This is a genomic window from Shewanella psychropiezotolerans, from assembly GCF_007197555.1.
Taxonomy (GTDB): domain Bacteria; phylum Pseudomonadota; class Gammaproteobacteria; order Enterobacterales; family Shewanellaceae; genus Shewanella; species Shewanella psychropiezotolerans.
In genome coordinates this window covers 5,653,842-5,678,871 of record NZ_CP041614.1, presented here as the reverse complement: position 1 = coordinate 5,678,871, position 25,030 = coordinate 5,653,842, and the positions used below count along the sequence as shown (strand labels likewise).

Below are 25,030 nucleotides of genomic sequence, written 5' to 3'. Positions count from 1 at the left end.
AATGTGTATAGTTCTATTATGAACTTATCGTTAATTAGTGCTAGCTAAAATTTGTGATTCTTTGGCCTGGATCGCCAACCAAGCAACCATAATAAGGTGCCAATGGTGAAGCAGGTGTAAGAGGCCCATAGTGTAGCGTCTTGATTAAACAAAATCGTGCCGCAGATCACTAAAACTGCGGATGTTAGCAAAAGATAGTTACTTTTATGGGCCTTTTGTTGCTGTTTAAGGTAACGCTCAAGCATTTTGTTCTGTGATTTGACAAAATTCTTGCCCACCTTGAGGTTGTCGTACACCAATTCTGGGAGCTCTGGGAGTTTATCTACCCAGTATGGTATCTCTTGCTTGATCTTTTTTGCCATCGCCTTGGGGCCGACTTGTTCCGACATCCAATCTTCCAGGAAAGGTTTGGCGGTTTGCCAAAGATCCAGCTGAGGATAGAGCTGACGTCCTAATCCTTCGATATAGAGCAGTGTCTTTTCCAGTAGCACCAGTTGAGGCTGAACCACCATATCGAAACGTCTCGCGGTGCGAAATAGCTCAAGCAGTACATGACCAAAGGAGATCTCGTCTAATGGCTTGTTAAACATAGGCTCACACACTACTTTGACGGCCTGCTCGAACGCGCCGATATCTGTATCGGCTGAGACCCAACCAGACTCGATATAGAGTTGGGCAATTCTGCGGTAGTCTCGATTGAAGAAGGCGAGGAAGTTTTCTGCCAGATAGCGTTTATCTTCATCGGTCAAAGTGCCCATGATGCCGCAATCTAATCCGATATAGTAAGGATCATCCGGATGCTCTCGGCTGACAAATATGTTGCCGGGGTGCATATCGGCGTGGAAGAAGTTATCTCTGAATACCTGAGTGAAAAATAGTTCTACACCGCGCTCGGCCAATCTTTTCAGGTTAGTGCCTTGGGCTTTCAATGCCGCCATATCCGAGACCGGGATGCCGTCGATTCGCTCCATCACGATTAAGCGTCTGAAACAGAGATCTTCATACATATAGGGAATGTATAGGGACCCGGAGTCGAGGAAGTTGTTTCTGAGTCTGATGGCATTGAGGGCCTCTAACTTGAGATTCAGCTCTCCCTCTATGGTTGTGCGGTAGTCTTCAATGACTTCGGCTGGGCGCAAACGGTTACCCTGGCCCAGTAATGCCTCGAGAAAGTTGGCGGTCTGAGACATGAGTAGAATATCGGCTTGGACCTGAGCTTCTACACTTGGGCGCAGGACCTTGAGTACCACAGCCTTGCCGTTGGATTTTAGCGTCGCCGTGTGGACCTGTGAAATAGAAGCCGATGCCAATGGGATGTCATCGAAATCTTCGAAGTAAGTATCGATTGGTTTGCCTAACTCAGTTTCGATCATCTCTCTGGCGATGGCAGAATCGAAGGGGGCACTCTGTCTTGCAACATGGCAAGTTCTTCGGCCCATTCGTCACTAAGTAGGTCTCGTCTGGTAGAAAGCATCTGGCCAAACTTGATATAAACAGGCCCCAGCTCTTGCATGGCAAGCTTTAAGCGCTCGCCGCCTATCTTGTCCTTGTGCTGATTTCTAATCCAGAACAGACCGCAACGAAGGAGTCTGAAGTACCAGGGAGTCATTTTAGCAGGAATTAACTCATCGAGCCCATAGTGAAGGGATATCTTGATAACTTGATAAGCTCGTCTGATACTTTTTAGCGTCATGTCTTAACGTTCGCCTTATTTAGGAGAGTGGTCTTGTAGTTGTTTGATTCGTTTTTCTATGGCGTCAACATCTGCCACCAGATCATCGATTCTATCACCGAAATGAATAAATTCGATTTTATGGGGGCTAACTTATATTCTTCGGTGGTTAATTGACCTATATGGGAGCGACTCTTGCGAAAGACGTTAGCGAGGTCGGATTTGATTTGCTTAACCCCTCTCGTTAAAAAGTGAGTCGGAGCATCGCCAATATAGCGGGATATAGGCTCGGCGAAATCGAACTCCACCTGATGTAAATAATGACTGAAGGTCTGCAACAGACTGAGATCGCCTTCGATACTGAGCTTGTCTTGCTTTATCAGCTCGGTAAGGTTAGCCCCTTCGGTTAATTGATATAGGGTAGTTATATCGGCATTAACCTTAGTGGTTATTTCACCTTCATATTTGCTTAATACTTGAATTTCACCGGCAAAAACCAGATAGATTGGCCAGCTGAGCTGGCTCAATTGAATGCAAAGGACCTTGCCATGTAGAGTACGCATTTTGGCATACTCCTCGGGAGACTGAGCGAGGACTTGCTTGAAAGCCGTCTCAAGCCCAGCGCTGAGTAGCAATGCCATTTCACGTTTCATAAGTTATCCAATGACTGAATTCAGGCTCGTATTCGGGCTATTTTATTGAGTGTAATGGCTCAAATTCGAGAGTTAAAATTTGTAGCCTTTATGAAGAGCAACTATGCCGTCTGTCATGTTGGTGTAGTCTACCTGCTCAAAACCAGCCTCGACCATCATACCTTTTAAGGTTTCTTGATCTGGATGCATGCGAATAGATTCAGCCAGATATTCATAACTGTCGGCATCTTGGGTAATGAGCGCGCCCATTTTTGGCATTATTTTGAAGCTGTAAAGATCATAAATCTTGCGCATCATGTCATGTTTTGGCTTGGAGAATTCAAGAATTAATAGCTTTCCACCAGGCTTAAGCACACGCAGCATAGAGCGGATAGCCGCATCTTTGTCGGTGACATTCCTCAAGCCAAAGGCGATGGTGATAATATCGAAATGATTATCGGGGAATGGTAGGGCTTCGGCATTGGCTTGAACATAGTTAACATTGCCAACAATGCCCTTGTCTCTGAGCTTTTCACGACCGACCTTGAGCATGGAATCGTTGATATCGGCAAGAGTTACTTGGCCTCTGTCGCCGACTAGGTGAGAGAATTTAGCGGTTAAGTCGCCTGTACCACCGGCAAGATCTAACACCTTCATACCAGGTCTTGCACCTGAACTTTCGATGGTAAAACGTTTCCACATGCGGTGAATACCGAAAGACATGACATCATTCATGATGTCATATTTGGCTGCAACAGAATGAAATACGCCAGCGACCATATCGGCCTTCTGATCCGTCTCAACTGTTTTATAACCGAAATGGGTACTTTTTTCTGCGCCCTGTGACATCTGGTTGTTCCTATCTATGCAATTGTTATAAGCGAGTGTAAGCCATTCATTCACGTCGCAGAATGTCCCATCAAGCACATTGTGATCGATGTTAGTTATCTGAACCCGGAATTGTTGAAAATGCGCGTTGGCGCAGGCTTTCGCAAATTTGACTGGGCATTACATCATAATATTAGCCATTGGTGAATAGTAGCGGATAAAAATACGCATTTTTGGCTTAGATTGGACTTTGCGCAGGCGCTTACATTTCAGCCTCACAATACGTTAGGCATTGGTGAATAGTAACAGGTGAAAATAGGTGCTTTTGACTCTCTTAAACGATGAAGTGACCTTATAAAAGTGGACATATCTGTTAACTCATTTAGAGTCATATTACTTTTTGTAAGGTGTTTATTGTTATGAAACCATTTGCTTGGGGAGCGGCCCAGATTAAAACGTTTGTCACCGTTGCTGAGGAGAGGAGTTTCAGTCAGGCTGCCAGGCGGCTGCATAAGGATCGGAAAACGATCAGTGAGAAAATAGAAAACCTTGAGATTGATCTTGGCTATAGTCTGTTTACTCGCTCTTCTCGGCAACTTTTGCTTACTGAAAATGGTTCTCGTCTATTGAAGCGAGCGCAAATACTCTTGGCCTATAATGAATCTTTTGCTCGTTATGCTGAAACATTAATGTGTGGTGAAGCAGGGCAGCTAACATTATGTTTTGATGAGAGTATAGATAGATCTTTTTTATTACATCTTGAAGATAAATTACGCTTAGAAAAAATCAAATTAAACCTACTGTGTACAAGTCGCAGCTATGGTGAAATGTTATTGAAGCAAGGAAAAGCCGATTATGGTTTGTTTTTATCTAGAGGGAAATTAATTAATTCTGAATTACGTTGGCGGATCATGGGGTCTGTTGAGATGAAAATCTTCGCACATAAAGACTTCTTCTCTTCATGTCTTGGTGTATTGAGTATCCAGGAACTTTCCTCTAAAAATCAACTGGTTTTACTTACAGAGTTAACTGAAGAGCTAAAAATAAAAATGATTATCTCAGATAGTTATCAATTGGTTAATGATATATTTTTGTTCAGGACATTGCTCGAGCGACAAGTGGGTTGGAGTTTTGCTCCTACGCACTATGACTTCTCTGACAATCCAAATATTACCAGTCTCAATACTGAGATCGGATTGGATGGTTTCAATTTTTCAAATGTACTTTTGTGGGGGAAAGACTTGCCTCCATATTTCGATTATCTTGTTGAACTATTAGATCATTAACACATTCGTTTTCTATCTCTAACTCGTTTTCGAGTGATTCTCTATGGGGGAAATCCCCCCTGCTATCGGTTTTCTTTTATTTCTTCCTTGGATGAATATTACTGTATCAAAGTAATTTTAGAGGTCGATATGAATAAATTATGGACAACATTGCTCGTCACAGCAACCACCTTTACAGGTTTAACCATAGCGGCAGATAGTGTGGCATGTACCCGTATGCTGTGGAATACAGATAGTAATGCGCCCATTATGGTTGGGCGTAACGAAGATTATTATTCTGCATCTAATCCGACATTAGTCATGACTCCTCGCGGAATCAAACGGGTAGGCACATCAGAAGTTGAACCCTTATCTGGTGTCGCTCATTGGGTCTCTAAATACGGTAGTCTTGTTGTTTATGCTAATAATCGTTTTCCAATGGATGGTATGAATGAGAAGGGGCTGACAGCGAGAACCTTGTATTTCAATCAAGGGGAGATAGATCAGCTTGTTTCTGATAATGACCAAAGTTTACAATTAGATGGCGATCATTGGGTGAGTTATATTCTCGATAACTTTGCGACAGTGAATGATGCGGTAAAAGCGATTAAAGAGAGGGTTCATCTGGTGGCTGTTAAGGGCGGCTACAGTTATTCTGCCACGCCAAAACATTTATCAATTGCAGATAGCACTGGGGACTCAGCGATAATTGAGATACAAGAAGGTCAGGTGAAGGTTTTTCATGGCGAAGAGTATAGAGTTATGACTAATCCACCCAATTATCAATCACACTTAAAAGATGTGGCAACCCAAACTCAGCTTAACCCCAATAGCGAAAGCTTTCCTTCAACCTGGTCGGCGGATGATCGCTTTCTTAAGGCGGATTATTGGTTGAAACATTTTCCGAAAATGCATGATAAAGATGCCAATGCCGCATACGGCTTTATGTATCAAGCCTTGGGCAATACAGCCTTCGTGCCAGGAATGGCGTTGCCACCAGAAGATGCGTTAGCTGGAAAAGCTATTTTAAAAGAGCTGAGTCATCCAGAAGAGTCCTACGGAGTATCAACATACTTTCAGTCTATTTCAGATTTAACGAATAAAGTTTATCGTTTTAAGTCTTTGATAGCCCCGTCAGATGTTTATTTAGATTTGAAGAAAATCGATTTTGCTTCATTGGCTCAAGTGAAGGTTATTTATCGAATTGATGAGTATGCCCAACAAGGCTTTACCGGTAACCTCATGTCTCATTTCACACCGATCACAGGTGATATTTATCAACAACAGATCCGGTAAAGTTATTTGGATTATATATTGCGCTAGTAGAACCTAGCCTCTACTAGCCTATCTGCTGAGCCTGCATTCTGCCTTGAATATACGCATAAATTAGCTCACTGATACTCTGGCCAGTTTCGCGATAACCGGCCGCTATGCCTGCGACATGACAGCTAGGTGCGGCTTCCGCTAAGTGCAGATAGGCACAGGGGGTATTGCTGGCTATGGTGCTCACATAATGCAGGGCGTCTAGCAGTGGTATTCCCGCTGCCGTCGAGGCACTGCTGGGCATATTGATGATGGCATCGAGATCCAGTTCCAGAGCCACTGGTAGCTGGCTGTCGTTGAGGCGCGTGACTATTTCATCTAATGCCGACTTCAAGGTGATGTCTCGGCGTATCCAGATAGCTTGCAAGGTGTGCCAGTGGCCACCGAAGGTGCTGAGCTGCTCCAGCGTTTCTTCGCTGTTTTTGAGTTCATGCATACCAAGTACATGGTAGTAACCCAATGCGCCACTGGCCGCAGCATAACTAAAACCATTACCACTGTGGCGGCCTTCACGTGGGCGGAAATCGGAATGGGGATCTAAGTTTACTGCCGCGACTTTTTTGTTATGTGTGTTTTTTACCGACATCAACAAGCCATAAGCATTGTTATGGCCGCCGCCGATAACGATAGGCTCGAGACCCGCCGCAATTACCTGACTGGCTACCGAGATCACTCTTTCATCAAGCAGTTCAACATTGCTTCTCAGTGCATCGGCATCAGCACCTTCGGCCAGTTGCAGGTCGTCTGTCTGTATCTGACCCAACACTATGCACTCGTTACCACTCAAGAAGCGGTTAGATTGTAGGTTGAGAAATTGTGCCATGGCCGATTCGAAAGCATCGGTTGCGCCGCCGCGGCCAAGGTTGGCGCGTGGACCTATGTCTTCGCCTATGCCTAGGATGACGAAACGCACGCCACTGGATTTAGCATTATCGAGTATCTCGCTGAGATGCTTATTTCCATTGCAGCAGTGAACTGTCTGGGCAAGTTTGGTTTCACCGTCACGAATTGAAACGAGTTGCCGACACATTTGCGTTGTAAAAGGAATGAGATATTGCATGTCAATTTAGTTCTTATTCTGATGCTAATACTCATATTGTGACTTAATCAGGCTTTTGATGGCAATGAAATCCTTGAGGGATTTATTGTTGACCCGATGGAGTGGTTTTCTGACGAGCATTTACGAGGCATCTTGCTTGGCTGTCTTTGAGGCCTTTTAGTATTTTTTCCGACCTGATACATCACTTCTTGATCACTTCTCCACTGTCCTTTAGAACAGCGTTACTCTCCTCGGTCACATTCGTATGATGAATGTAAGCTTTTGGGACCATTAAGAATTTACTCTCTAACTTCAGTACCTGTCAGGCTTGTTTTTAGTTTGAGAGTCGCTGATGTGAGTTAGCTATTTATGGATAGCTCTGGTTTCCGGCTATTCAGTCAAATACTGCAACATTCATGCTAATAATCGACATACGGAGGTCGAGTAATGAGTCATAGGAAAGTCGCGATAGTGACCGGAGCCTTAGGTGGAATAGGCAGTGTTACCTGCAAGGAATTAGTAAAAAACGGTTATCTGGTTATTGCTGTATGTCGTGTCAGAACAGATGAGGAGATGGCGGAGTGGCGTGATAAGTATGATTTGACGACTAAGGACGTTAAGTCATTTTTTATGGATGTGACAGATAATCAAGCATGTGCACTAGGTCTGAAGGCAATTTTCCAGGAATTCGGTCATGTCGAAGTCTTGATTAACAACGTAGGCATCACACGTGATTCTCAGTTCAAAAAAATGAATGTCGAGCAATGGAATCTGGTTATCAATACTAACTTGAATAGTTTATTCAACATGACTCAACCTGTCTTTCAAGCCATGTGTGAACAGGGCTTCGGTCGTATCATTAATATCTCTTCAGTCAATGGTTTGAAGGGGCAATTTGGTCAAACAAACTACTCTGCGGCTAAAGCGGGCATGATAGGTTTCACCAAAGCCCTTGCCTATGAAGGTGCAGGCAAGGGAGTCACTGTGAATGTCGTTGCTCCCGGCTATACCAGAACGCCTATGGTGGCGGCGATGAAGTCTGAAGCACTGGAAAATATCACCTCCCAAATCCCGATTAAACGTCTCGCTGAACCCTCAGAGGTGGCTGCGGCCATCATTTATCTTGCCAGCATTGACGCCAGCTATATCACCGGGGAAACCTTGTCCATCAATGGTGGCCAGTATATGGCGTGACCGGCGAAACCTTGTCCAGCAATATTGGTGGCCAGTATATGGCGTGACCGGCGAAACCTTGTCCAGCAATATTGGTGGCCAGTATATGGCGTGACCGGCGAAACTTTGTCCAGCAATATTGGTGGCCAGTATATGGCGTGACCGACGAAACCTTGTCCAGCAATATTGGTGACCAGTATATGGCGGGACTGGCGAAACCTTGTCCAGCATCAGTGACTTCATTATCAGTTTTTGTAGCGCAGTTTTTTGCGGTTAACAGAATTTGAACCCCTGAGGAATACAGCCAATGTGTCCTCAAACTTTGAACTATAAACAGGAGCAAGCTTATGTATACCGATTTCTTTAAAACACTCATAGAGCAAAACGAAAAAGCATTTTCCCCCATGACTCAGTACAACAAAATGTTGGTCAAGAGCATAGAGGAGACGACTCGTTTGCAACTTGCCGCTCTGCAGACTTATGCCGAAACAGGGGTGGAGCAAATGAAGAGCGCCAGCTCGGTGAGCGACGTTCAAAGCTGGTTTAACTACAACGTTAAGCAAGTTGAAGCTATCACAGAGCTAAGCTCGCAGATGATTGAAGACGGTGAGAAACTGTCTAAAATCGGTCAGGAATTTAAGAGCGAATTAGATTCTATGGCCAGTGAAACAGTCAAAAAGGCGACTGCAAACGTATAAATAAAGTAAGACTTCAGATGGGTAACTGCAGCTGTTACTCAGGAGTTGTTTAGTTATCCATTCTGAGGCCTGTGGAGCCGTTAGGAGAGAAAATGTCGTCAGCTAACAATGTGTATGGTGAGTTTTTTAAGAATTTATATGAATGTAATACGCAGTTATTCAAGACGTTTAACGAAAACTCCACAACAGATAATTCGATGCAAGAAGCCATGATGCAGCAAAATAGCAAAGATCTGTGTTCGTGGTTCGAGGAGACGAGTAAGCAACCGGAACACTTGCTTCATACTCAGATGAAATGGTGGCAAGACCAGATGCAGATCTGGCAGAACTCCATGGTAAGTAACTCATCTCAGGATCTTGATGCGATTATTGAGCCTGAAAAATACGATCTTAGATTCGATGACCCTGCCTGGCAGAAAGATGTGCTGTTCGATACGATCAAGCAATCTTATCTTCTATTCAGTAAGAATATGTTCGAGATGATCAATCAGACCCAAGGTCTGAATCCAGATGTAAAACAACGTCTCAATGTCTTTAGCAGGCAGATGATTAACGCCATGTCTCCCAGTAATTTCGTGCTGACGAACCCAGAGCTGATGCGCCTGACGGTGGAAAGCAAGGGAGAGAATCTTATCAGGGGAATGGAGCAGTTTCAGGAAGACTTACAAGCTAGTTCCGATCTGCTTAAGGTGCGAATGACCCCAAAAGATTCGTTTAAGCTGGGCAGGGATTTAGCCTTAACAGCGGGTGAAGTCGTGTTTCGTAACCATCTGCTCGAACTTATCCAATATCATCCGCAAACTGAACAGGTTAATGCCAGACCCATTTTTATCGTGCCTCCATTTGTAAATAAGTATTACATCATGGATATGCGTAAAGAAAATTCTATGGTGAATTGGTTGGTTGAGCAAGGACACACTGTGTTCCTCATCTCTTGGCGTAACCCCGATGCTTCTCTTGCCGACAGTGGTTTCGACGACTATGTGCTCAATGGCATCATAGCTTCGTTAGAAGCCATTGAAACATGTACGGGTGAACAGCATGTCAATGCCATCGGGTACTGTATTGGTGGAACTCTATTATCGACGGCTATGGCTTACATGGTAAGCAAGCGGTCTAAACAGAGAATCAAAAGCGCGACCTTACTGACTACGATACTTGATTTTTCCAACCCAGGAGAGCTGGGGGTATATATCAATCAGGCTATGGTGACGAGTTTGGAGCAACGCAATAAAAGTTTAGGCTATATGGATGGTCGACAGCTAGCGGTAACCTTTAATTTATTGCGGGAAAATAGCTTACATTGGAACTATTACATAGATAATTATCTGAAGGGTGTGAGTCCGGTGGATTTCGATTTCTTGTTTTGGAGTACTGACTCCACTAACGTGACAGCTGAATGTCATAACTTTATTTTACGTCAGCTCTATCTCGAGAATCAGTTAAAGGTACCTAAAAGTATCCAGATCCAGGGTACTGGTATAGATCTGACTAAGGTGAAAGTGCCGGTTTATTATCTCTCCACCAGTGAAGATCATATTGCCGAATGGAAGGGGACTTATGCCAGCAGTCAGTTGTTGTCTGGAGAGGTTACTTTCGTTCTCGGTGAGTCGGGCCATATTGCCGGAGTGATTAACCCGCCATATAAGAATAAATATGGTTATTGGGAGGGGGGCAAGCAAGACGCCGATGCTGATGCATGGCTGGAAGCGGCCAAATATCATAAAGGCTCGTGGTGGAGTCACTGGCAAGGCTGGCTGGAGCAGCTGGATAAAGAGATTGAAAAGGTGCCAGCCAGAAATATAGAGCCGCAAGCGTCTCTGGCACCGGCTCCCGGTACCTATGTATTACAGCAGCTACCCATCTAATACACTCGAAATAAAAAGGATGATGAGACTCAGGTTTCATCATCCTTTTTATTGTCACCTGATAAATCCAACTTTAAATATTCGAGCCTGTTACTACAGAGTCTATTGTCACAAAATCTTACTCAAATTATAAATTAGATGATTGAAATGTATGTATTTATCAATGTAAATTCCGATCTCAATTTGTTGAATTGATAGTGTAAAGGTACTAAGCTGTGCCGCTTTGTTAAAACTATCGAAACTTCTAACCGAGGCTCGGATGACCCGAATCATTTTTTCTCTCTTTATTCTATTATTGAGCTCAGTAGCGCAAGCCGAGCCACTACCTACGGAAGCGTTTGGGTTATTGCCGCAATCTGAGCAAGTTAAGCTATCTCCCGATGGGAAGAAATTCTCTTATCTGTTTAACTATCAAGGTAAAACCTTAATCGGTGTCACTAACATAGAGACGGGAAAAAATCACTTCATTGTAAGAACAGATAATCAGAAATTTAAAATAGGTTGGTATAAGTGGGCTAATAATGACCTCCTGCTAGTGAGCGCAGATTATCCTGTACAGCGTGGAGGATTAAAGTATACCGAAGCCAGGCTGCTCAAGATTCGAGCCGACGGCACAGGAACCGTCGATAATGTTCTACGGTTAAAGCAGAAGGAGAGGAGTCCGCAATTTCAGAATAATATTATCGATCTTCTTCCCGATGAGCCTAACTACATATTGATGGCGCTCGATCTTAAAATAGCCAATAGACCCGATGTCTATAAAGTTAATTTAAGCTCAAAAGTCAGTAGGAAGCTTGTTTATAGAAGTAAGAGTTATATTTCTCATTGGCTTACAGATCGCCAGCATAGGGTGAGACTAGGTTATGGACGAGATGAGACTAAAATTTTCTATCGCCTCCACGATTTAGAGACAGATGAATGGCGCAATATCTGGGAGTATGAGATTTTCGATGCTCCTGATATCACGCCATTAGGCTTTGGCTTGAATCCATCTCATCTCTATATCCGTGCGATACACAATGATAGATATGCCATCTTTATGGTCGATGTATCGAGTAAACAGTTAATCCGAACCTTAGTTTATGCCGATGAAAATTATGATATCGAAGGATCGTTAATTTATTCGAAAAAGACTAATGATGTCATAGGTGTTTATCATGGTGAAGCCAATGATGCTAAGCACTTTTTCGATCCTGATTACGCTAAGTTTCAGCAAGCCTTGAATAATGCGATTCCCGATGCCTATAACAATATTGCCAGCGTTAGTGACGATGAAAATAAATATATTCTCTTTACCAGTAACCCACAGAGCCCAGGAGCATATTACTTAGGCGACAGGAAAGAGAAGCGATTAGACTTCATTCTCGATGAATATCCACTCCTGTTTCAGAAGTCGCTACCGGGAAAAACTAAAATCACTTTTAAGGCTCGTGACGGGCTCAAGATAGAGGGATATGTCACTCTACCTTATGATGATGTCGAGCCTAAAAATGCTGCCTTAATCATTCCTCATGGCGGTCCCATGGCACGTAACTATGGTGGATTCGATTGGTTTTCACAGTTTTTCGCCAGCAGGGGATACACAATACTTGAGCCAAACTTTCGTGGTTCATCGGGATATGGTTTCGAGTTCGAAATGGCGTCGATCCAAAAGTGGGGAGGCGCGATGCAGGATGACCTCGCCGATGCGGCTCATTGGCTGACTGAGAATTACCCAGTGGATAAGCAAGGTATCTGTATCTTAGGTGCCAGTTATGGAGGTTATGCGGCCATGATGGCAGCTGTTAAGCAGCAAGATGTGTTTCGCTGTGCCGCGAGTTTTGCCGGCGTTTCAGATCTGGAGTATATCGTTCGTAAAGCCAGGCGTTTCACCAATTACAAGGTCGTGAAGAAACAGATCGGGGATGACTCAGATATGTTGGAGCAGAATTCTCCGGTGAATTTTGCCAAAGAGATAAATATTCCACTGTTACTCATTCATGGTGATAAAGATCGTGTGGTCGATGTTTACCATAGTCGTGAGATGTTTGAGGAGCTTGAAGACTTAGGTAAACAGGTCGAATATATCGAGCTGGAAAATGGTAACCATCACCTCGAGATTGAGGCTAATAGGCTCAAGACACTGAACGCCTTCGATGAGTTCCTGAGTAAGCATTTGCAAGCTGACACTAAGTTGTAAATCAGGGCTTGTCAGTTTGGCTTATAAATTAAAAAGGATGATTGCACGCAATCATCCTTTTTTGATGTCTTATCTCGAGCTGCTTAATCAATATCTAAAGGCTCTGGCGAAAGTATGATACCTGTGTTGTCGGCGTAGACATGATCCAGTGGTAAGAAAGTGACGCCACCGAAGTTTACCGGAATTTCCAGTTCTCCTACTGAATGGCCATCTGCACCGACCGGGATAGAGGCTAGGGCCTGAATGCCAAGATCGAGATCTTCCAATGCATCTACATCTCTCACAGAGCCGTAGATGATGATGCCTTCCCATTTATTTTCTACCGCGATCCGGGCAATAGAGGAATCAAGCAGTGCGCGTCTTAAAGAGCCGCCACCATCTACAAGTAGAACCCTACCTTCACCATCTTGTTGAAGCGCTTCAGCAATAAGGCCGTTATCTTCGAAACATTTAATAGTGCTGATTGAGCCACCAAATGAGTTACAACCACCATAGTTACTGAACATGGGCTCGACAACATCGACGACATCGATGTAAGTGTCACAAAGTTCTGAGGTGTTGTATTCCATAGTCATACTCCTGTAGATCGATATTGTGCTGAATCGTGCACAATTTGACGAGATAAGGCCAGTATATAAGGGATTCTTAAAAAGAAAAGTGTTATCAATCACGCAATTGTTGATATATGCGTCTATTAACAGATTTGTTGTAAAGTTTCTTCGTCTGCCGAATAAACCAGCGGTGAACGTGATGTAGGTCATTAAATGACGTATTTTTATTACATGTATAGTGTAAGTTTGTTAGCATGTGGGCAGATTTGTTTAACTTAACTTTAACTTGCTTTAGGGGCACGGACCCCCCGATTCGCTTATGGATGGCAGAAGGCCTTAAAAAGGCACCTTCATGGAAGCTTCAACGATTGAAATTATTGGTTATTTTGCATCAGTAATGGTAGCTATTTCATTGATGATGAAAGATATCATCTGGCTTAGATGTTTAAACTTTGCCGGTTGTTCGTTATTCGTTATCTACGGGATCTATATTTCGGCTTGGCCAGTGGCAGGTATGAATGCATTTGTTGCTTGTATCAACATTTACCACCTGATAAAAATCTATCGTACAAAACCACAGCAAGTCGCTACAGCATAGGTATATGCTGATTGACATTTCGAGTGTCATAAAAACTTAGACTAGCTGTCACCTCGCCGTCATGGCACCTTTTTAGGCTCTAAATCAGCATACAGCTGATGAGGAGCCTTTTTATGTTTGGCACTATTGCAAAATTAGACAAACAAGCCTTTCAATATGTCTTTGCGCTTAGCGAGCACAGAGAGTGGCATCTGCTCGCCAGAAAAATCTCACAAACCGGAGATGGCCCATTCTACTTTATATTTTCGTTGACCTTGTTAGTGAGCAATTCCAGAGGAGGTGAGCTGTTTAACCTGGCTTTCGCCGCATTTATCCTCGAACTGCCACTTTATCTCATATTGAAGAACGCTATCAGGCGGACACGCCCTTGCCACAGGGGAGCTGTCTATCTTGAGGATATGCCGGTAAATGTGGAGCAAGGTGACTCGCTGCTTCCTGTTACCGCCGCTAACTCTTCGAAGCCATTTGAACCTTCGGATAAGTTTAGTCTGCCTTCGGGGCATACCGCTGCCGCATTCGTTATGGCGACTTCTATCTGGGCTATCTATCCACAATGGCTGTTATTGGCCTACTCCTGGGCTATCGCTATCGGGTTGTCACGCATTGCCCTTGGGGTGCACTATCCCTTGGATATTGTAGCTGGTGCGGTACTGGGCTCAGGTTCTGTTATTGCTGTTTTGTATATAGGTGGGTATTAACTTGCGTCATTTCAGGGAGAGAATATGAGAATACTTTATGGCGTCCAGGGAACGGGTAATGGCCATTTGAGTCGTGCCCGGGTTATGGCTAAGTCTCTGCAAAAACATGGGGTGGATGTCGACTTCTTCTTTTCCGGTCGTGCTCCTGAGCAGTTTTTCGATATGCAGTGCTTCGGTGAATACCAGGTTGAGACTGGGCTGACATTCGCGACTCATAATGGTCGGGTGAGTATGGCAAGAACCGCATGGAAAAATTCAGTGCCTACTCTGTTGCAGGAGATTAACTCATTAGACTTGAGTCCCTACGATTTGGTGCTAAATGACTTTGAACCTGTTTCAGCCTGGGCTGCTAAGCGACAGGGAGTCACCTCGATTAGTGTGAGCCATCAGGCGGCGCTTAAATATGCTGTACCTAAGGTGGGAGAGAACTGGTTTAACGAGAAGCTATTGAATTACTTTGCCCCAGTGGATATCGCATTGGGTTGTCATTGGCATCATTTCGGCTTTCCCATATTGCCTCCTTTTGTCGAGGTTGATCCTGTTATAGCCGTTAATCCACATCAAATATTGGTGTACCTGCCGTTCGAGGAACCCGATGATATCGCTAAATTCCTCTCGCCGTTTAAGGATTACTGTTTCCACGTTTATCATGGAGGTAGGCCAAAGCTTGATTATCCAGGCCATATTAAGTGGTCCGGTTTTAATCGTGATGGCTTTAAACAGAAACTATCGACTTGTGGCGGTGTGATTGGCAGCGCAGGCTTTGAGCTTGCCAGTGAAGCTCTGGCCTTGGGAAAAAAACTGCTGGTTAAGCCCTTACTTGGCCAATTCGAGCAGCTATCCAATGTCGCGGCTTTGGAGTTGCTAGGTGCGGCCGAGACTATGGCCTCTTTAGATCGTGAGTCTTTGCGTCGCTGGTTAAAGTTGGCGGCGCCTGAGCCGATCCATTATCCCCAAGTCGGCGATGCCTTAGTTAAATGGCTGCTGGCGGGTGACTGGCATTCAGGAGACAAACTGTGTCGCCAATTATGGGATGAGGTAGACTTGCCTCAAAGTTGGCGCAAGAAGAGCCCCTAAGGGAGTTAGCTTCGAATGAAGCTTGATTACATTTTTACCTTGGCTCATTTTGTTTTGGTCGTTACTTTTCGTCATTCCGGAAGAACTTTTGAACCGGAATCCAGTGACCTTTGCTGTTTGAATATGTCATTGAAGATCATAACTTCATTGTTATCTATCGCTTGCAGCGTGCTGAAGTGCAGATACTTCTACGAAACGCCGTCAATCCGTCCATGGAGGCTCTACCAAAACATCCTTGTTTTGGAAGCTCGTAGCCGCATCTACACCCGAATATCAGCCTCTTCGATTTGAGGTTGTCTGTAACAAGGAAATGCCCCTTTCCTTGTTAGCACCAGCAATTCGTCCAATACAGCACTTACCTCTTTGGAATACTTTTTCTCATCAGTCGGAAAGGAAGGGTCTCTGTTTAGCGATAACCTCTTAGTTAACCAGTGTTTGTATTTTTATACAGTATTATCGGTTTTGTGCGGTTAATCTCTAAATTATGCGCAATCAGTTCACGGTTTGCTATTGAGTGAAAAGAAAAATAGGCGTAGATTCAGTAAGATAAAAGTGTGCGTGCTTGAACTATTTAGATAACAGGACGGACAAAGCGTGCAACAGAGTTTTCCCCGGAAGTGTATTGGATACTATTTGCAACGATTCAAGATAGCAAATTGTTTTCATTTGATTTTTACGAGAAAATGCTTTGCACACTTTTACAACTGGCATTGGCAAAGCGCGCATGCCGTATATTAAAATGTTATGTCATCTGGAGTAGACATGTTTAAGAAGATTTTTGTGTTCATAGCTGTTTTTTTGTTTGGAGGAGTGGCAGGTTGGCTATATAGCCTAAGTGATATTAATGAACTAGTAACAACATCAATAGTTAGCAGTGAGCTTTCAGATATTAATTATGATGTTGCGATTATTGATGAGCTTATGATTACTAACAACTACTCAAAAAGCATTAAATTGAAATTTGATGCTAAATTTTCAAAATCATTATTAGTAACGCGTGCATTTAACCCTGATTTTTCTAGTATGACAGCAATTCCCAAAGAGGGACTTTGCAAGGTAATAAAGTATCACGATGAATTTGGGTTTATAGGCCCTAAAGAAGTCATTTCACCTGCAACAGATTATTTGAATAAGATAGAACCAGTAATAATGAACTCAATTCATAAATCTCAAAGTATTATTGGTGGTGATGGGTGTAACATCGGTGGTGCAGGAGGAATTTGTCCATTGAAAGATAAGTCTCGCTGTAATAATCTGACATAACAAGCCTCTGAATTCAGACTCACCAAGGCTGTCACGCCATTTGCTGAGCAAATCGCCCGCCAGCACATGCTTCACTTATTAGAGGGGCGTTACATGCCTAGGAGATATTGGAGTTGAAATTTATTCCTGAGTTAGAAACTGAAAACTTGATTATTTCCGTTTTAAATCCTGATGATTTTGAATTACTCGTCAAATATGAAAATGATAATCGTAGCCATTTATCTCCATGGGAGCCAATAAGAATCGCGGAATACTTTGGCTTAGAAGAAACAAAAAAACGTGTAGAGTTAAACTTCAAAGACTTTCAATTAGGCTCTTCAATTTCACTTGTTGCCTTTGATAAAAGTAAATCTGAAATTATTTGTTTATGTTCATTTTCAAATATAGTACATGGTGTTTTTCAAGCTTGTAATCTTGGCTACTCAATCTCCGAGAAAAAACAAGGAACAGGTTTGATGTATGAAATGCTTCAAACATCAATACAGTACGTATTTACTGAATACAATTTACATAGAGTCATGGCTAATTATATTCCATCAAATATTCGCTCTGGCAAGTTATTGGATAAACTAGGCTTTCAAAAAGAAGGGGTGGCAAAATCTTATTTAAAAATAGCTGGCTCATGGCAAGATCATGTTTTAACATCAAAAATAAATCCGAGTTAAATCGGCATTTAACAAATAAGGATAGGCCGCGCGTAGCCGCGTCCTTATCCCAAGTGTTGAACAAGCCCGAGGTAGGGGTTTAGTCATACTCTTTATTAAGCAAATAGCTGAGCGAGGGTTCATTATGCTTGAGGCTATAATAGGACGAATATTTTGTTTTAGTCAGCACGCTGCCTTGATCTAATGACCAATCATTTAACTTCTTTAATATCAGCCTGCTGTGTAAATCCCTCCTCTTTAGTTAATACATTATCCTTATACTTCCAGCTTAAACAGTGGCGTTAGGCTGTGATGGTTAAGCTTGTCAGTCGGCTGTTTCCTAAACCATTTTGATGTATCCCCATAAAGCACATCGGCTGATGGCCGCAGGGGCAAATTCGTGTCGATAGAGCTCGTTTTACCTTGGGTACTAACGGAAATACCGCACCTGCAACAGCCAGCATGAGTTGGATCTGTTGTCTAAGTTGGCTGCAATTCCCTCTTAACAATCCATAATCTCTGACCCGCCGTAACCCTTTGGGTAAAACATGCTGAAGCACTAACCATAGAAATTCAGTTACAGGTAAGGTACGTATTTCAGTAGTTTTGGTTTGGCTATTTTGATACTCGAAGCTGACTTGTTCATCGACGACACTGGTTATGCATTTATCTGGCAATACACCGCGATAGAGATATTGGGACAGGTACTTGAGTGCTGGCAAGCCTTTACCCACATGTCGACAGTCGACAACCCATTTCTTGGGCAGGCGTTCTGGTAACTTGATCCCGAGTGTATTTGTCAGGTGTTCTAGCAAGCGTGCTCGCCACACTGTGGCAAGGTTGAAGGCGTTGAACAGGTACTTGCCTTTGCTCTTGTGCCACTGTTTTTTATCCTTGTTGAAGCTGCCTGCGGGAATGATAAAGTGAATATGCGGATGCAGGTCTCTGCGCTTATTGTGAGTGTGCAATACGCTAGTAAACCCAATGTCACCACCGAGTTGCTTTGAGTTGTGTGCAAACTCTTTCAGTACACTCGCCGCCACCGAGAACATGGCTTGATACATCGACTCTGGTTGATGTTTTGCAATGATTCGAAGCTCAAAAGGCAAGGTAAAAGTGACCATATAATATTCAACGGGTAGCAGTTTAGCTTGCTGTTTAGCGAGCCAATCTTCCGTGGTATTATGCTGGCATTGAGGGCAACTTCGGATATATGTGGAGTATATGTGGGGTCTGTGTAAACTTAATTTACTAACCCCACACCCTACATTTAGATCCTTTGCACTAACCCATTTTTGTCCAAAAGTGAACTGCATGCCAGTAAAACTCAAATCGAAGCGATAACTTTCTTGAAACCATAGCAGGTGTGAACGCGGCTGTGAGCTTCTAAATCAGGGATGATTTAGTAGAGCTTCCATGGACGGACTCGCAGCGACTCACAGAAGTGTTTGCACATTCCTCGCCGGACAGGCGGTAGATAACAATGCAATATTGGTAAGCAGAACACTACCAAGTATCAAACCAGTCCAATGAAGCAATCAGAAAAAGATATTTGAAACTTGTTATCCGACAAGTGTACCAGTCACTATGTTTCATTTGTGTAACTTGTTACTCTCTATTGCAACAGAATATACGAGGGTACGTGGAATGAACTGGATGGAATTTATAATACAGCTTTTCGATAAACTGGCTTGGCCGCTGGTTCTGTTGATTTGTGTATTTAGTTTAAAACGTCCAATCGCTAAGTTGATCCCGCTGGCTAAAAAGCTCAAGTTTAAAGATTTGGAAGTGGAGTTTGGCCAAGAGTTAAAGTCGATAGTCCAGAAAGCAGAAGGCGCCTTTCCTGAACTTAAATATGACAGCAAGTCTCTGCTCATTGCCTCGGCTAACAATCTACCTAACTCGGCTGTTATCGAGTCTTGGGAGGCCGTGGATGTTGCAGCAGAGGCGCTGATTAGAGCCAAGAAAATTAATATCAAACTGGATGTTAATACCCGCTATAAGCATATAGAGAGTATCTTACTCAAAGAGAGCCTCATCAATACCAAGCAAGGAAAGCTGTTCAGTGAGCTTAGGCAACTAAGAAACCGGGTGGCCCATGCGGTAGGTTACGAGATAGGTAAAGTAGAAGCTATTCAATATATCGAACTCTGTTTTAAGTTGATTAACTATCTGGAGACGCTGACATGTGAAGGAGAAACAGCGTGTCTTGCCAAAGTAGAAAGTATCGCAAGCTAGTCAATGGCTTCTTGCTTGAAATTAATGTTAATTAGTTGTTATGCATTATTGACTATCAGTATGGTTTTTATACACTAGTACCCTTCATGGATTGAATGTGCTGGGGTTTTCGATGGGATCGATAACGAACAAAAAGAGTAAACGTTTCACCATACATTTCACTGTGGTGGGAATATTCATTTTGGCCACTGTAGTTACCGCAGTAATTGCGATAGGCCTACAGTATTATTTCAGCAAGTCCATGGTCACTGAGTCTGCGCTTAAACTCTATAATCTTACCTCTAAGAATGTCAGCAGTTATCTATCTCAAGTGGATAGTCAGGCCACTAATACTACCCAATTACTCTCGAGTTTCGATAATTTAGTCGTTGATGATGAGTTTAATCAAGAGTCTATTCAGATGTTTGCGCAAGTGATGCGAACCAACCCCCTATTTTATGCTATCTATATTGGTATGCCCGACGGCGACTTTTATGAGTTGATTAACTTAAATGCCCATCCCATTATTAGAAAGCAGCTAGAGGCCACACATATGGACAGGTGGGTGAGGATAACCATAAAGCAAGATGGGGGGAAGGGGTAAGAGAAACGACCTATTTAGACTCGCAATTCAAGCCGCGAGTGACACGTACAGAACCCAGTGATTATGATGCGACCAGCAGACTATGGTTTATTGACTCGAACACTAAGAATGTATCTAAAACTGAGCCTTATCTTTTCAGGCACCTGCAATCCCCAGGGCAGACCTATTCAATCAAATTATCCGAGTCCGGTGCGGTTCTCGGCGTCGATATCGCGCTATCTACCCTGAACGAATATCTTATTGGTCAGAGTGAGAATGAATCGGGAGAATCACAAGCAGAAATCTATCTTTACAAACCTAGTGGTGAGCTAATTGCTTCTAACCAGAAGCAGCAAATACAAGTCCAGATCCCTCAATCTGCAGTGCTTAATTTGACTCAGCAACAACAGGCACTTATCGACAATACGCCAACCTTGCTGGTTTCTAACGAAACGGATTGGGCGCCGATCGATTTTGCTGTATCAGGTCAACCCCAAGGCTATAGTATTGACGTGGTTAACTTAGTTGCCGAGATGACAGGACTGAAGGTTCAGTTTATCAATGGCTTTACTTGGAACGAACTGGTCGACAGCTACATGATCGAAGAGTTGGATATGCTGCAGCCTATTATGATAACGGCCAAAAATGAAAGTTTGGGGAGTTTAGTACGCCATTTTTAGACCTTAAATATGGCATAGTGACGCGTCCCGATGTGCAGCAGATAAAGGAATTGTCAGAGCTGAGTGGTAAGCGGCTGGCTATTCCCTTGGGTTGGTCGATTATTCCTGTTATTGAAGCTAATTTCCCTGAGGTTGAAATAGTCGAGCTGGCATCGACCCAAGCAATATTGAGTGCCGTGGAGCAAGGTGAGGTATTTGCAGCCTTGGATAACAGTATTATCTTGCATTATACGGCTAAGAGTTTCTTCATCGATGAGCTGAAATATCACGAAGATATCGGTTTTGATGATGTACAGACACCAACGGGATTACACATTGCCATGCAGGGCAAGAATGCGTCGTTGATCCCTATTATCGATAAGGCATTGGCAAATATCACTCCTGAGCAGGTAACGGCCTTAAGAGCCAAATGGTTTGCCGAAGGGACTCAACACCAGCTAACCACTCAAGGTGCTGTCCCCTATGAAGCACTTATCGATATTGGTGAAGATAAGCTATTGCACAATCAGCTGGTTCGCCGTGAACTGGGTGGCATAGAGCAATTTGTGTTTGTAACGCCTTTTGGCAATAACTCACAGACACAAGATCGCTTCGCCATCATAGTGCCGACCCAAACCCTGTTGGCCTCGAGCACTGACAAGGTGCAGAAGTCTATCGCTATCACAGTATTATGCTTATTCTTATTACTTCCCATCTCTACTGTGTTTGCATCACCTATCATTCGCCCGATTAAGCTGCTTGCTATTGAAAATGAGAAAATCAAGAACCGCCATTATGATGAAGTCACCAATGTTGACTCTAATATTGCCGAGCTTGATGAACTGGCTAGCTCAATGTGGGACATGTCCGAGTCAATCCAGCTACATGAACGTAATCAAAAAGAGTTGATGGAGTCGTTTATCAAACTGATCGCTCAGGCGATCGATGATAAATCTCCCTATACGGCTGGGCACTGTAATCGCGTCCCTGAGCTGGGTTTAATGCTGGCCGATGCCGCCGCTCAATCTGATCTGGCTCCTTTTAAAGACTTTGGCTTCAAAACGGCCGATGAGCACAGAGAGTTCAGAATCGCGGCCTGGTTACATGATTGCGGTAAGATCACCACCCCGGAATTTATCGTCGATAAGGGCACTAAGCTAGAAGTTGTCTATAATCGAATTCATGAAGTGCGTATGCGTTTCGAAGTGTTATGGCGAGACGCCGAAATCGATTATCTTAAGCGGCTATCTTCTACTGAGTCGAGAGAACTATTGGCTGCCGAGTTAGAACATAAACGTGAGCAGCTTAAAGTTGATTTTGAGTTTATCGCCAATGCTAACGTGGGCGGGGAGTTTATGGACCAAGCGCATAAAGACCGTTTGGCCGAGCTTGCTGAAATCACTTGGCAGAGGAACTTCGATGATAGACTCGGTTTGTCTCCTGTCGAAGAGCTCAACTTAAGTGATGTTCAGTCAACAGAGAGTTCCCCAGTTACCGAGCGACTCTTGAGAGACAAGCCGGAACATATCATCAAGCGTATCAATAAGGTGGAATTTGACCCTAAATTTGGTATCAAGATGGATATCCCTGAGCATCAATATAATCTCGGTGAACTGTATAATCTTTCCATATCTCGAGGAACGCTCACCGCAGAAGACAGGTTCAAGATTAACGAACATGTCACCAGCACCATCAAGATGTTGGAAACTCTGCCATTCCCGCCGGAGTTAGCTAAAGTCCCAAAATACGCATCGACTCATCATGAAACGTTAAAAGGAACTGGGTATCCCCGTAGACTCAGCGCTGAAGACCTCTCCATTCCTGAGCGAATTCTGGTGGTGGCCGATATCTTCGAAGCGCTCACCGCGGCCGACAGGCCCTATAAGAAGGCCAAACCGCTCAGTGTCGCTATCGATATTCTCCACAAGATGGCATTGGACGAGCATCTCGATATGGATCTATTTAAGCTGTTTTTAACGAGTGGGATCTATCTCGAATACGCCCACAAGTTCCTCGATGCCGCTCAGATCAACCATGTAGACCTTGCTAAATATCTGGATGATGAGCCATTGCAGCGCAGTGCTTAGGTGATGGAAATACTTAGAGGGGGCAGTTAAAAATAAATTGCTGGTAATAGAGCAAGTTAGTCGAATAGATACAAAGTGATTCAGTTTGGAAACTTCAGTGACATAACCAGTCTATAGCATACGCAGCTCTGTTATTTGATATCTGTGGAGTTTACTGTGTTTTCAAAAAGTATACCTATCATTACTATGAGTCTCGCTGCTTTAGCCTTGGCCGCTTGTTCTTCTGACTCTTCAGAGACGACACCTGAAGAGAAAAAAGGTCAATGGGTCAAAGGAGATCTACATGTACATACTGCAATCTCATCCGATGCCAGAGAAACATTGAGTGATGTTTTAAAATGGTCTTTCGATACTTTCAACATGGACTATGTTGCGCTTTCAAATCATATGCGCGACAGCAGTCAAGATAATGATGATAACGACCTTGGTGGGATCTTATTTTTCGATGCCTTAGTTCACTATGAAATTCCAGGCGTCGCTGAGCTTCAAGCTAGCCTCTATCCAGAGAAAACCGTGTTATCAACATTCGAGTGGGATATGCCTACCCATGAACATTTTAATATCGGGATACTAGGCGATGAAATAAACTCTGCTGAGTCTTTGGAAGCGATTAAGACTTTCGAATATCTGTTTAGTTATCAAAACAGTATTGAAGATTTTGATCCTGCCGATGTGGCCAATTGGAATGCACAAGGATTGGTGAGGCAAAATCAAACCCATCAAGATGCTATAAATGCGCTTGCTTGGCTGCAGGAACATTTCCCTACAAGCAGCTATGGCATGTTAAACCACCCAAGGCGTTATTTAACCAGCTATAGCATCTCGGATGTCAGAGAGTTACATGATGCAGCGCCAGATGTGTTTTTTCTGGTTGAAGGCATGGTGGGCGGTCAGTTTAGCGGTAATCGTGGTGATTATGCAGGAACAAGCAGTGGTGTTTACGGCGGTGTCGATCCTGTTGTTGCTGAAGTTGGAGGTTGGTGGGATGCCTTACTGGGTGAAGGGCGGCGAATTTGGAATGTTGGTAATTCCGATATTCATTTCAAAGTGCGAGAGCCATATGCCAGTAGTTATTTTCCCGGTGAATATGCCAAGAACTATACCTATGCTGAAGAGACGAGTGCTCAAGGTATTGTGGATGGTTTAAGAACAGGCAAAACATTTGCAGTATTTGGGGATCTAATCAATGAACTTGATTTTACTATGCAAGGCTCGAGCGATGCCGAGCATATGGGGGGAGTACTTGCTGCCAATTCAGGTGAGATGATTACGATTAAAATTCGTTTCAAAAGCCCTGAAACTAACAACAAGGAGCAAGATATAGGGGATGAAAGCTTTAACGGGTTAAATCCCGGTATTCATCATATCGATCTGATTGCGGGTAATGTTGGCGAGAAAGCTCTGCCTGATACTAGTGAGTACTATAAAGAAACCAATGACAGTACTAAGGTCGTGAAGACATTTGTTGCCCAAGATTGGGACCTTGATGATGAAGGTTTCTATGCTATGAGTTACAGCTTCGTCGCAAGTGGCGATCAATACTATCGTTTAAGAGGGACCAACCTGGATTACAATGAAGAAGGGTTAACGCATAAAGGCGATCCTCTTAAGTCAGAGTCATACCCTCAGGCAGACGAAGGTGAGACTCAAGCTTGGTATAACAAGATTAATCAACGTAATTATGATGATCTTTGGTTCTATTCAAATCCTATTTTTGTCGAAATAAAATAACTCTTTAAAGCATGACTTTGGTTTAATCGGTTGAATAATAGCTGTAAGTGACTGGGGAATAATGGGTTGCCTGTATCAGACTGACTGTGAACCACTGAGTCTGAAACAGGCCGTACCGCCGGGTGATAAGCATTAATACCTAAGCTTGAACAAATTAATTGTTCAAAATTGATGTCGTGTTAAAATGCGCTCGGCATGTCAAATGACAGCTAAAAAGGTCGTTTAGCGCCTCCCTTATTCCCATC

General features: G+C 43.4%; 16 protein-coding genes and 4 pseudogenes. 14 read left to right on the top strand and 6 right to left on the bottom strand.

The features are described 5' to 3' along the window. Positions 1–44 precede the first annotated feature (44 nt). From ubiB to ubiE, 3 genes and pseudogenes are all read right to left on the bottom strand, one after another. A pseudogene (gene ubiB, locus FM037_RS24865) lies at positions 45–1,693 on the bottom strand (ubiquinone biosynthesis regulatory protein kinase UbiB). Between the two features lie 15 nt (positions 1,694–1,708). After that, positions 1,709–2,325: pseudogene (locus FM037_RS24860) on the bottom strand (ubiquinone biosynthesis accessory factor UbiJ). A 72-nt stretch (positions 2,326–2,397) separates the two neighbouring features. Beyond that, complete coding sequence (gene ubiE / locus FM037_RS24855) at positions 2,398–3,153, bottom strand: bifunctional demethylmenaquinone methyltransferase/2-methoxy-6-polyprenyl-1,4-benzoquinol methylase UbiE (RefSeq protein ID WP_144048210.1); 756 nt, start codon at positions 3,151–3,153, stop codon at positions 2,398–2,400. A gap of 398 nt (positions 3,154–3,551) precedes the next feature. On the opposite strand from ubiE, the gene FM037_RS24850 reads away from it, so the two are divergent. Beyond that, on the top strand, positions 3,552–4,418 hold the full coding sequence (locus FM037_RS24850) for a LysR family transcriptional regulator (RefSeq protein WP_144048209.1): 867 nt from the start codon (positions 3,552–3,554) through the stop codon (positions 4,416–4,418). A gap of 129 nt (positions 4,419–4,547) precedes the next feature. Beyond that, positions 4,548–5,693, top strand: coding sequence for a linear amide C-N hydrolase (locus FM037_RS24845; RefSeq protein ID WP_144048208.1), 1,146 nt, complete (start codon positions 4,548–4,550; stop codon positions 5,691–5,693). Between the two features lie 43 nt (positions 5,694–5,736). On the opposite strand, the gene FM037_RS24840 is transcribed toward FM037_RS24845, so the two are convergent. Next, positions 5,737–6,780, bottom strand: a complete 1,044-nt coding sequence (locus FM037_RS24840) for a formimidoylglutamase (RefSeq protein ID WP_144048207.1) — start codon at positions 6,778–6,780, stop codon at positions 5,737–5,739. A 426-nt stretch (positions 6,781–7,206) separates the two neighbouring features. Between FM037_RS24840 and FM037_RS24835 the strand changes: the two genes are divergently transcribed. The 4 genes from FM037_RS24835 (at position 7,207) to FM037_RS24820 (ending at position 12,677) form a co-directional block, all read left to right on the top strand. Further along, entirely contained in the window at positions 7,207–7,953 is a 747-nt protein-coding gene (locus tag FM037_RS24835) for an SDR family oxidoreductase (RefSeq protein ID WP_144048206.1), read from the top strand. Between the two features lie 326 nt (positions 7,954–8,279). Next, on the top strand, positions 8,280–8,630 hold the full coding sequence (locus FM037_RS24830; RefSeq protein ID WP_144048205.1) for a phasin family protein: 351 nt from the start codon (positions 8,280–8,282) through the stop codon (positions 8,628–8,630). Between the two features lie 92 nt (positions 8,631–8,722). Then, positions 8,723–10,498, top strand: coding sequence for a class I poly(R)-hydroxyalkanoic acid synthase (phaC, locus tag FM037_RS24825; RefSeq protein WP_144048204.1), 1,776 nt, complete (start codon positions 8,723–8,725; stop codon positions 10,496–10,498). Positions 10,499–10,757: 259 nt separating this feature from the next. Then, positions 10,758–12,677, top strand: coding sequence for an alpha/beta hydrolase family protein (locus FM037_RS24820; protein ID WP_144048203.1), 1,920 nt, complete (start codon positions 10,758–10,760; stop codon positions 12,675–12,677). A gap of 83 nt (positions 12,678–12,760) precedes the next feature. Here the strand turns inward: FM037_RS24820 and rraA are convergent, their stop codons facing one another. Then, on the bottom strand, positions 12,761–13,246 hold the full coding sequence (rraA, locus tag FM037_RS24815; RefSeq protein ID WP_112353963.1) for a ribonuclease E activity regulator RraA: 486 nt from the start codon (positions 13,244–13,246) through the stop codon (positions 12,761–12,763). A 334-nt stretch (positions 13,247–13,580) separates the two neighbouring features. Between rraA and FM037_RS24810 the strand changes: the two genes are divergently transcribed. The 5 genes from FM037_RS24810 to FM037_RS24790 all read left to right on the top strand — a co-directional run bounded on the left by FM037_RS24810 (position 13,581) and on the right by FM037_RS24790 (position 17,529). Further along, the gene (locus tag FM037_RS24810; RefSeq protein WP_144048202.1) at positions 13,581–13,826 is read left to right on the top strand and encodes a YgjV family protein; all 246 of its coding nucleotides are present in this window, start codon (positions 13,581–13,583) and stop codon (positions 13,824–13,826) included. A gap of 113 nt (positions 13,827–13,939) precedes the next feature. Beyond that, a complete protein-coding gene (locus tag FM037_RS24805) occupies positions 13,940–14,524 on the top strand; it encodes a phosphatase PAP2 family protein (RefSeq protein ID WP_144048201.1) in 585 nt (194 codons plus the stop codon). A 24-nt stretch (positions 14,525–14,548) separates the two neighbouring features. Continuing rightward, the gene (locus FM037_RS24800; RefSeq protein ID WP_144048200.1) at positions 14,549–15,601 is read left to right on the top strand and encodes an MJ1255/VC2487 family glycosyltransferase; all 1,053 of its coding nucleotides are present in this window, start codon (positions 14,549–14,551) and stop codon (positions 15,599–15,601) included. Between the two features lie 762 nt (positions 15,602–16,363). Further along, the gene (locus FM037_RS24795) at positions 16,364–16,864 is read left to right on the top strand and encodes a hypothetical protein (protein ID WP_144048199.1); all 501 of its coding nucleotides are present in this window, start codon (positions 16,364–16,366) and stop codon (positions 16,862–16,864) included. Between the two features lie 113 nt (positions 16,865–16,977). Further along, entirely contained in the window at positions 16,978–17,529 is a 552-nt protein-coding gene (locus tag FM037_RS24790; protein WP_144048198.1) for a GNAT family N-acetyltransferase, read from the top strand. Positions 17,530–17,797: 268 nt separating this feature from the next. On the opposite strand, the pseudogene FM037_RS24785 reads toward FM037_RS24790, so the two are convergent. Then, a pseudogene (locus tag FM037_RS24785) lies at positions 17,798–18,872 on the bottom strand (IS91 family transposase). A gap of 292 nt (positions 18,873–19,164) precedes the next feature. Here FM037_RS24785 and FM037_RS24780 point away from each other — a divergent pair. From FM037_RS24780 to FM037_RS24770, 3 genes and pseudogenes are all read left to right on the top strand, one after another. Continuing rightward, positions 19,165–19,746, top strand: a complete 582-nt coding sequence (locus FM037_RS24780) for a hypothetical protein (protein ID WP_229381018.1) — start codon at positions 19,165–19,167, stop codon at positions 19,744–19,746. A gap of 112 nt (positions 19,747–19,858) precedes the next feature. Then, positions 19,859–23,054, top strand: a pseudogene (locus tag FM037_RS24775) (HD domain-containing phosphohydrolase). A 156-nt stretch (positions 23,055–23,210) separates the two neighbouring features. Continuing rightward, positions 23,211–24,785, top strand: a complete 1,575-nt coding sequence (locus FM037_RS24770) for a CehA/McbA family metallohydrolase domain-containing protein (RefSeq protein ID WP_229381017.1) — start codon at positions 23,211–23,213, stop codon at positions 24,783–24,785. Positions 24,786–25,030: the final 245 nt, after the last annotated feature.

What these genes read in the sequence shown, in the direction of transcription:
- rraA (WP_112353963.1), bottom strand. Translation starts at nt 13,246, where the DNA reads ATGGAATACAACACCTCAGAACTTTGTGACACTTACATCGATGTCGTC.
- FM037_RS24850 (WP_144048209.1), top strand. Translation starts at nt 3,552, where the DNA reads ATGAAACCATTTGCTTGGGGAGCGGCCCAGATTAAAACGTTTGTCACC.
- FM037_RS24845 (WP_144048208.1), top strand. Translation starts at nt 4,548, where the DNA reads ATGAATAAATTATGGACAACATTGCTCGTCACAGCAACCACCTTTACA.
- FM037_RS24780 (WP_229381018.1), top strand. Translation starts at nt 19,165, where the DNA reads ATGGAATTTATAATACAGCTTTTCGATAAACTGGCTTGGCCGCTGGTT.
- FM037_RS24830 (WP_144048205.1), top strand. Translation starts at nt 8,280, where the DNA reads ATGTATACCGATTTCTTTAAAACACTCATAGAGCAAAACGAAAAAGCA.
- FM037_RS24835 (WP_144048206.1), top strand. Translation starts at nt 7,207, where the DNA reads ATGAGTCATAGGAAAGTCGCGATAGTGACCGGAGCCTTAGGTGGAATA.
- FM037_RS24795 (WP_144048199.1), top strand. Translation starts at nt 16,364, where the DNA reads ATGTTTAAGAAGATTTTTGTGTTCATAGCTGTTTTTTTGTTTGGAGGA.
- FM037_RS24840 (WP_144048207.1), bottom strand. Translation starts at nt 6,780, where the DNA reads ATGCAATATCTCATTCCTTTTACAACGCAAATGTGTCGGCAACTCGTT.
- ubiE (WP_144048210.1), bottom strand. Translation starts at nt 3,153, where the DNA reads ATGTCACAGGGCGCAGAAAAAAGTACCCATTTCGGTTATAAAACAGTT.
- FM037_RS24800 (WP_144048200.1), top strand. Translation starts at nt 14,549, where the DNA reads ATGAGAATACTTTATGGCGTCCAGGGAACGGGTAATGGCCATTTGAGT.
- FM037_RS24805 (WP_144048201.1), top strand. Translation starts at nt 13,940, where the DNA reads ATGTTTGGCACTATTGCAAAATTAGACAAACAAGCCTTTCAATATGTC.
- FM037_RS24810 (WP_144048202.1), top strand. Translation starts at nt 13,581, where the DNA reads ATGGAAGCTTCAACGATTGAAATTATTGGTTATTTTGCATCAGTAATG.
- phaC (WP_144048204.1), top strand. Translation starts at nt 8,723, where the DNA reads ATGTCGTCAGCTAACAATGTGTATGGTGAGTTTTTTAAGAATTTATAT.
- FM037_RS24820 (WP_144048203.1), top strand. Translation starts at nt 10,758, where the DNA reads ATGACCCGAATCATTTTTTCTCTCTTTATTCTATTATTGAGCTCAGTA.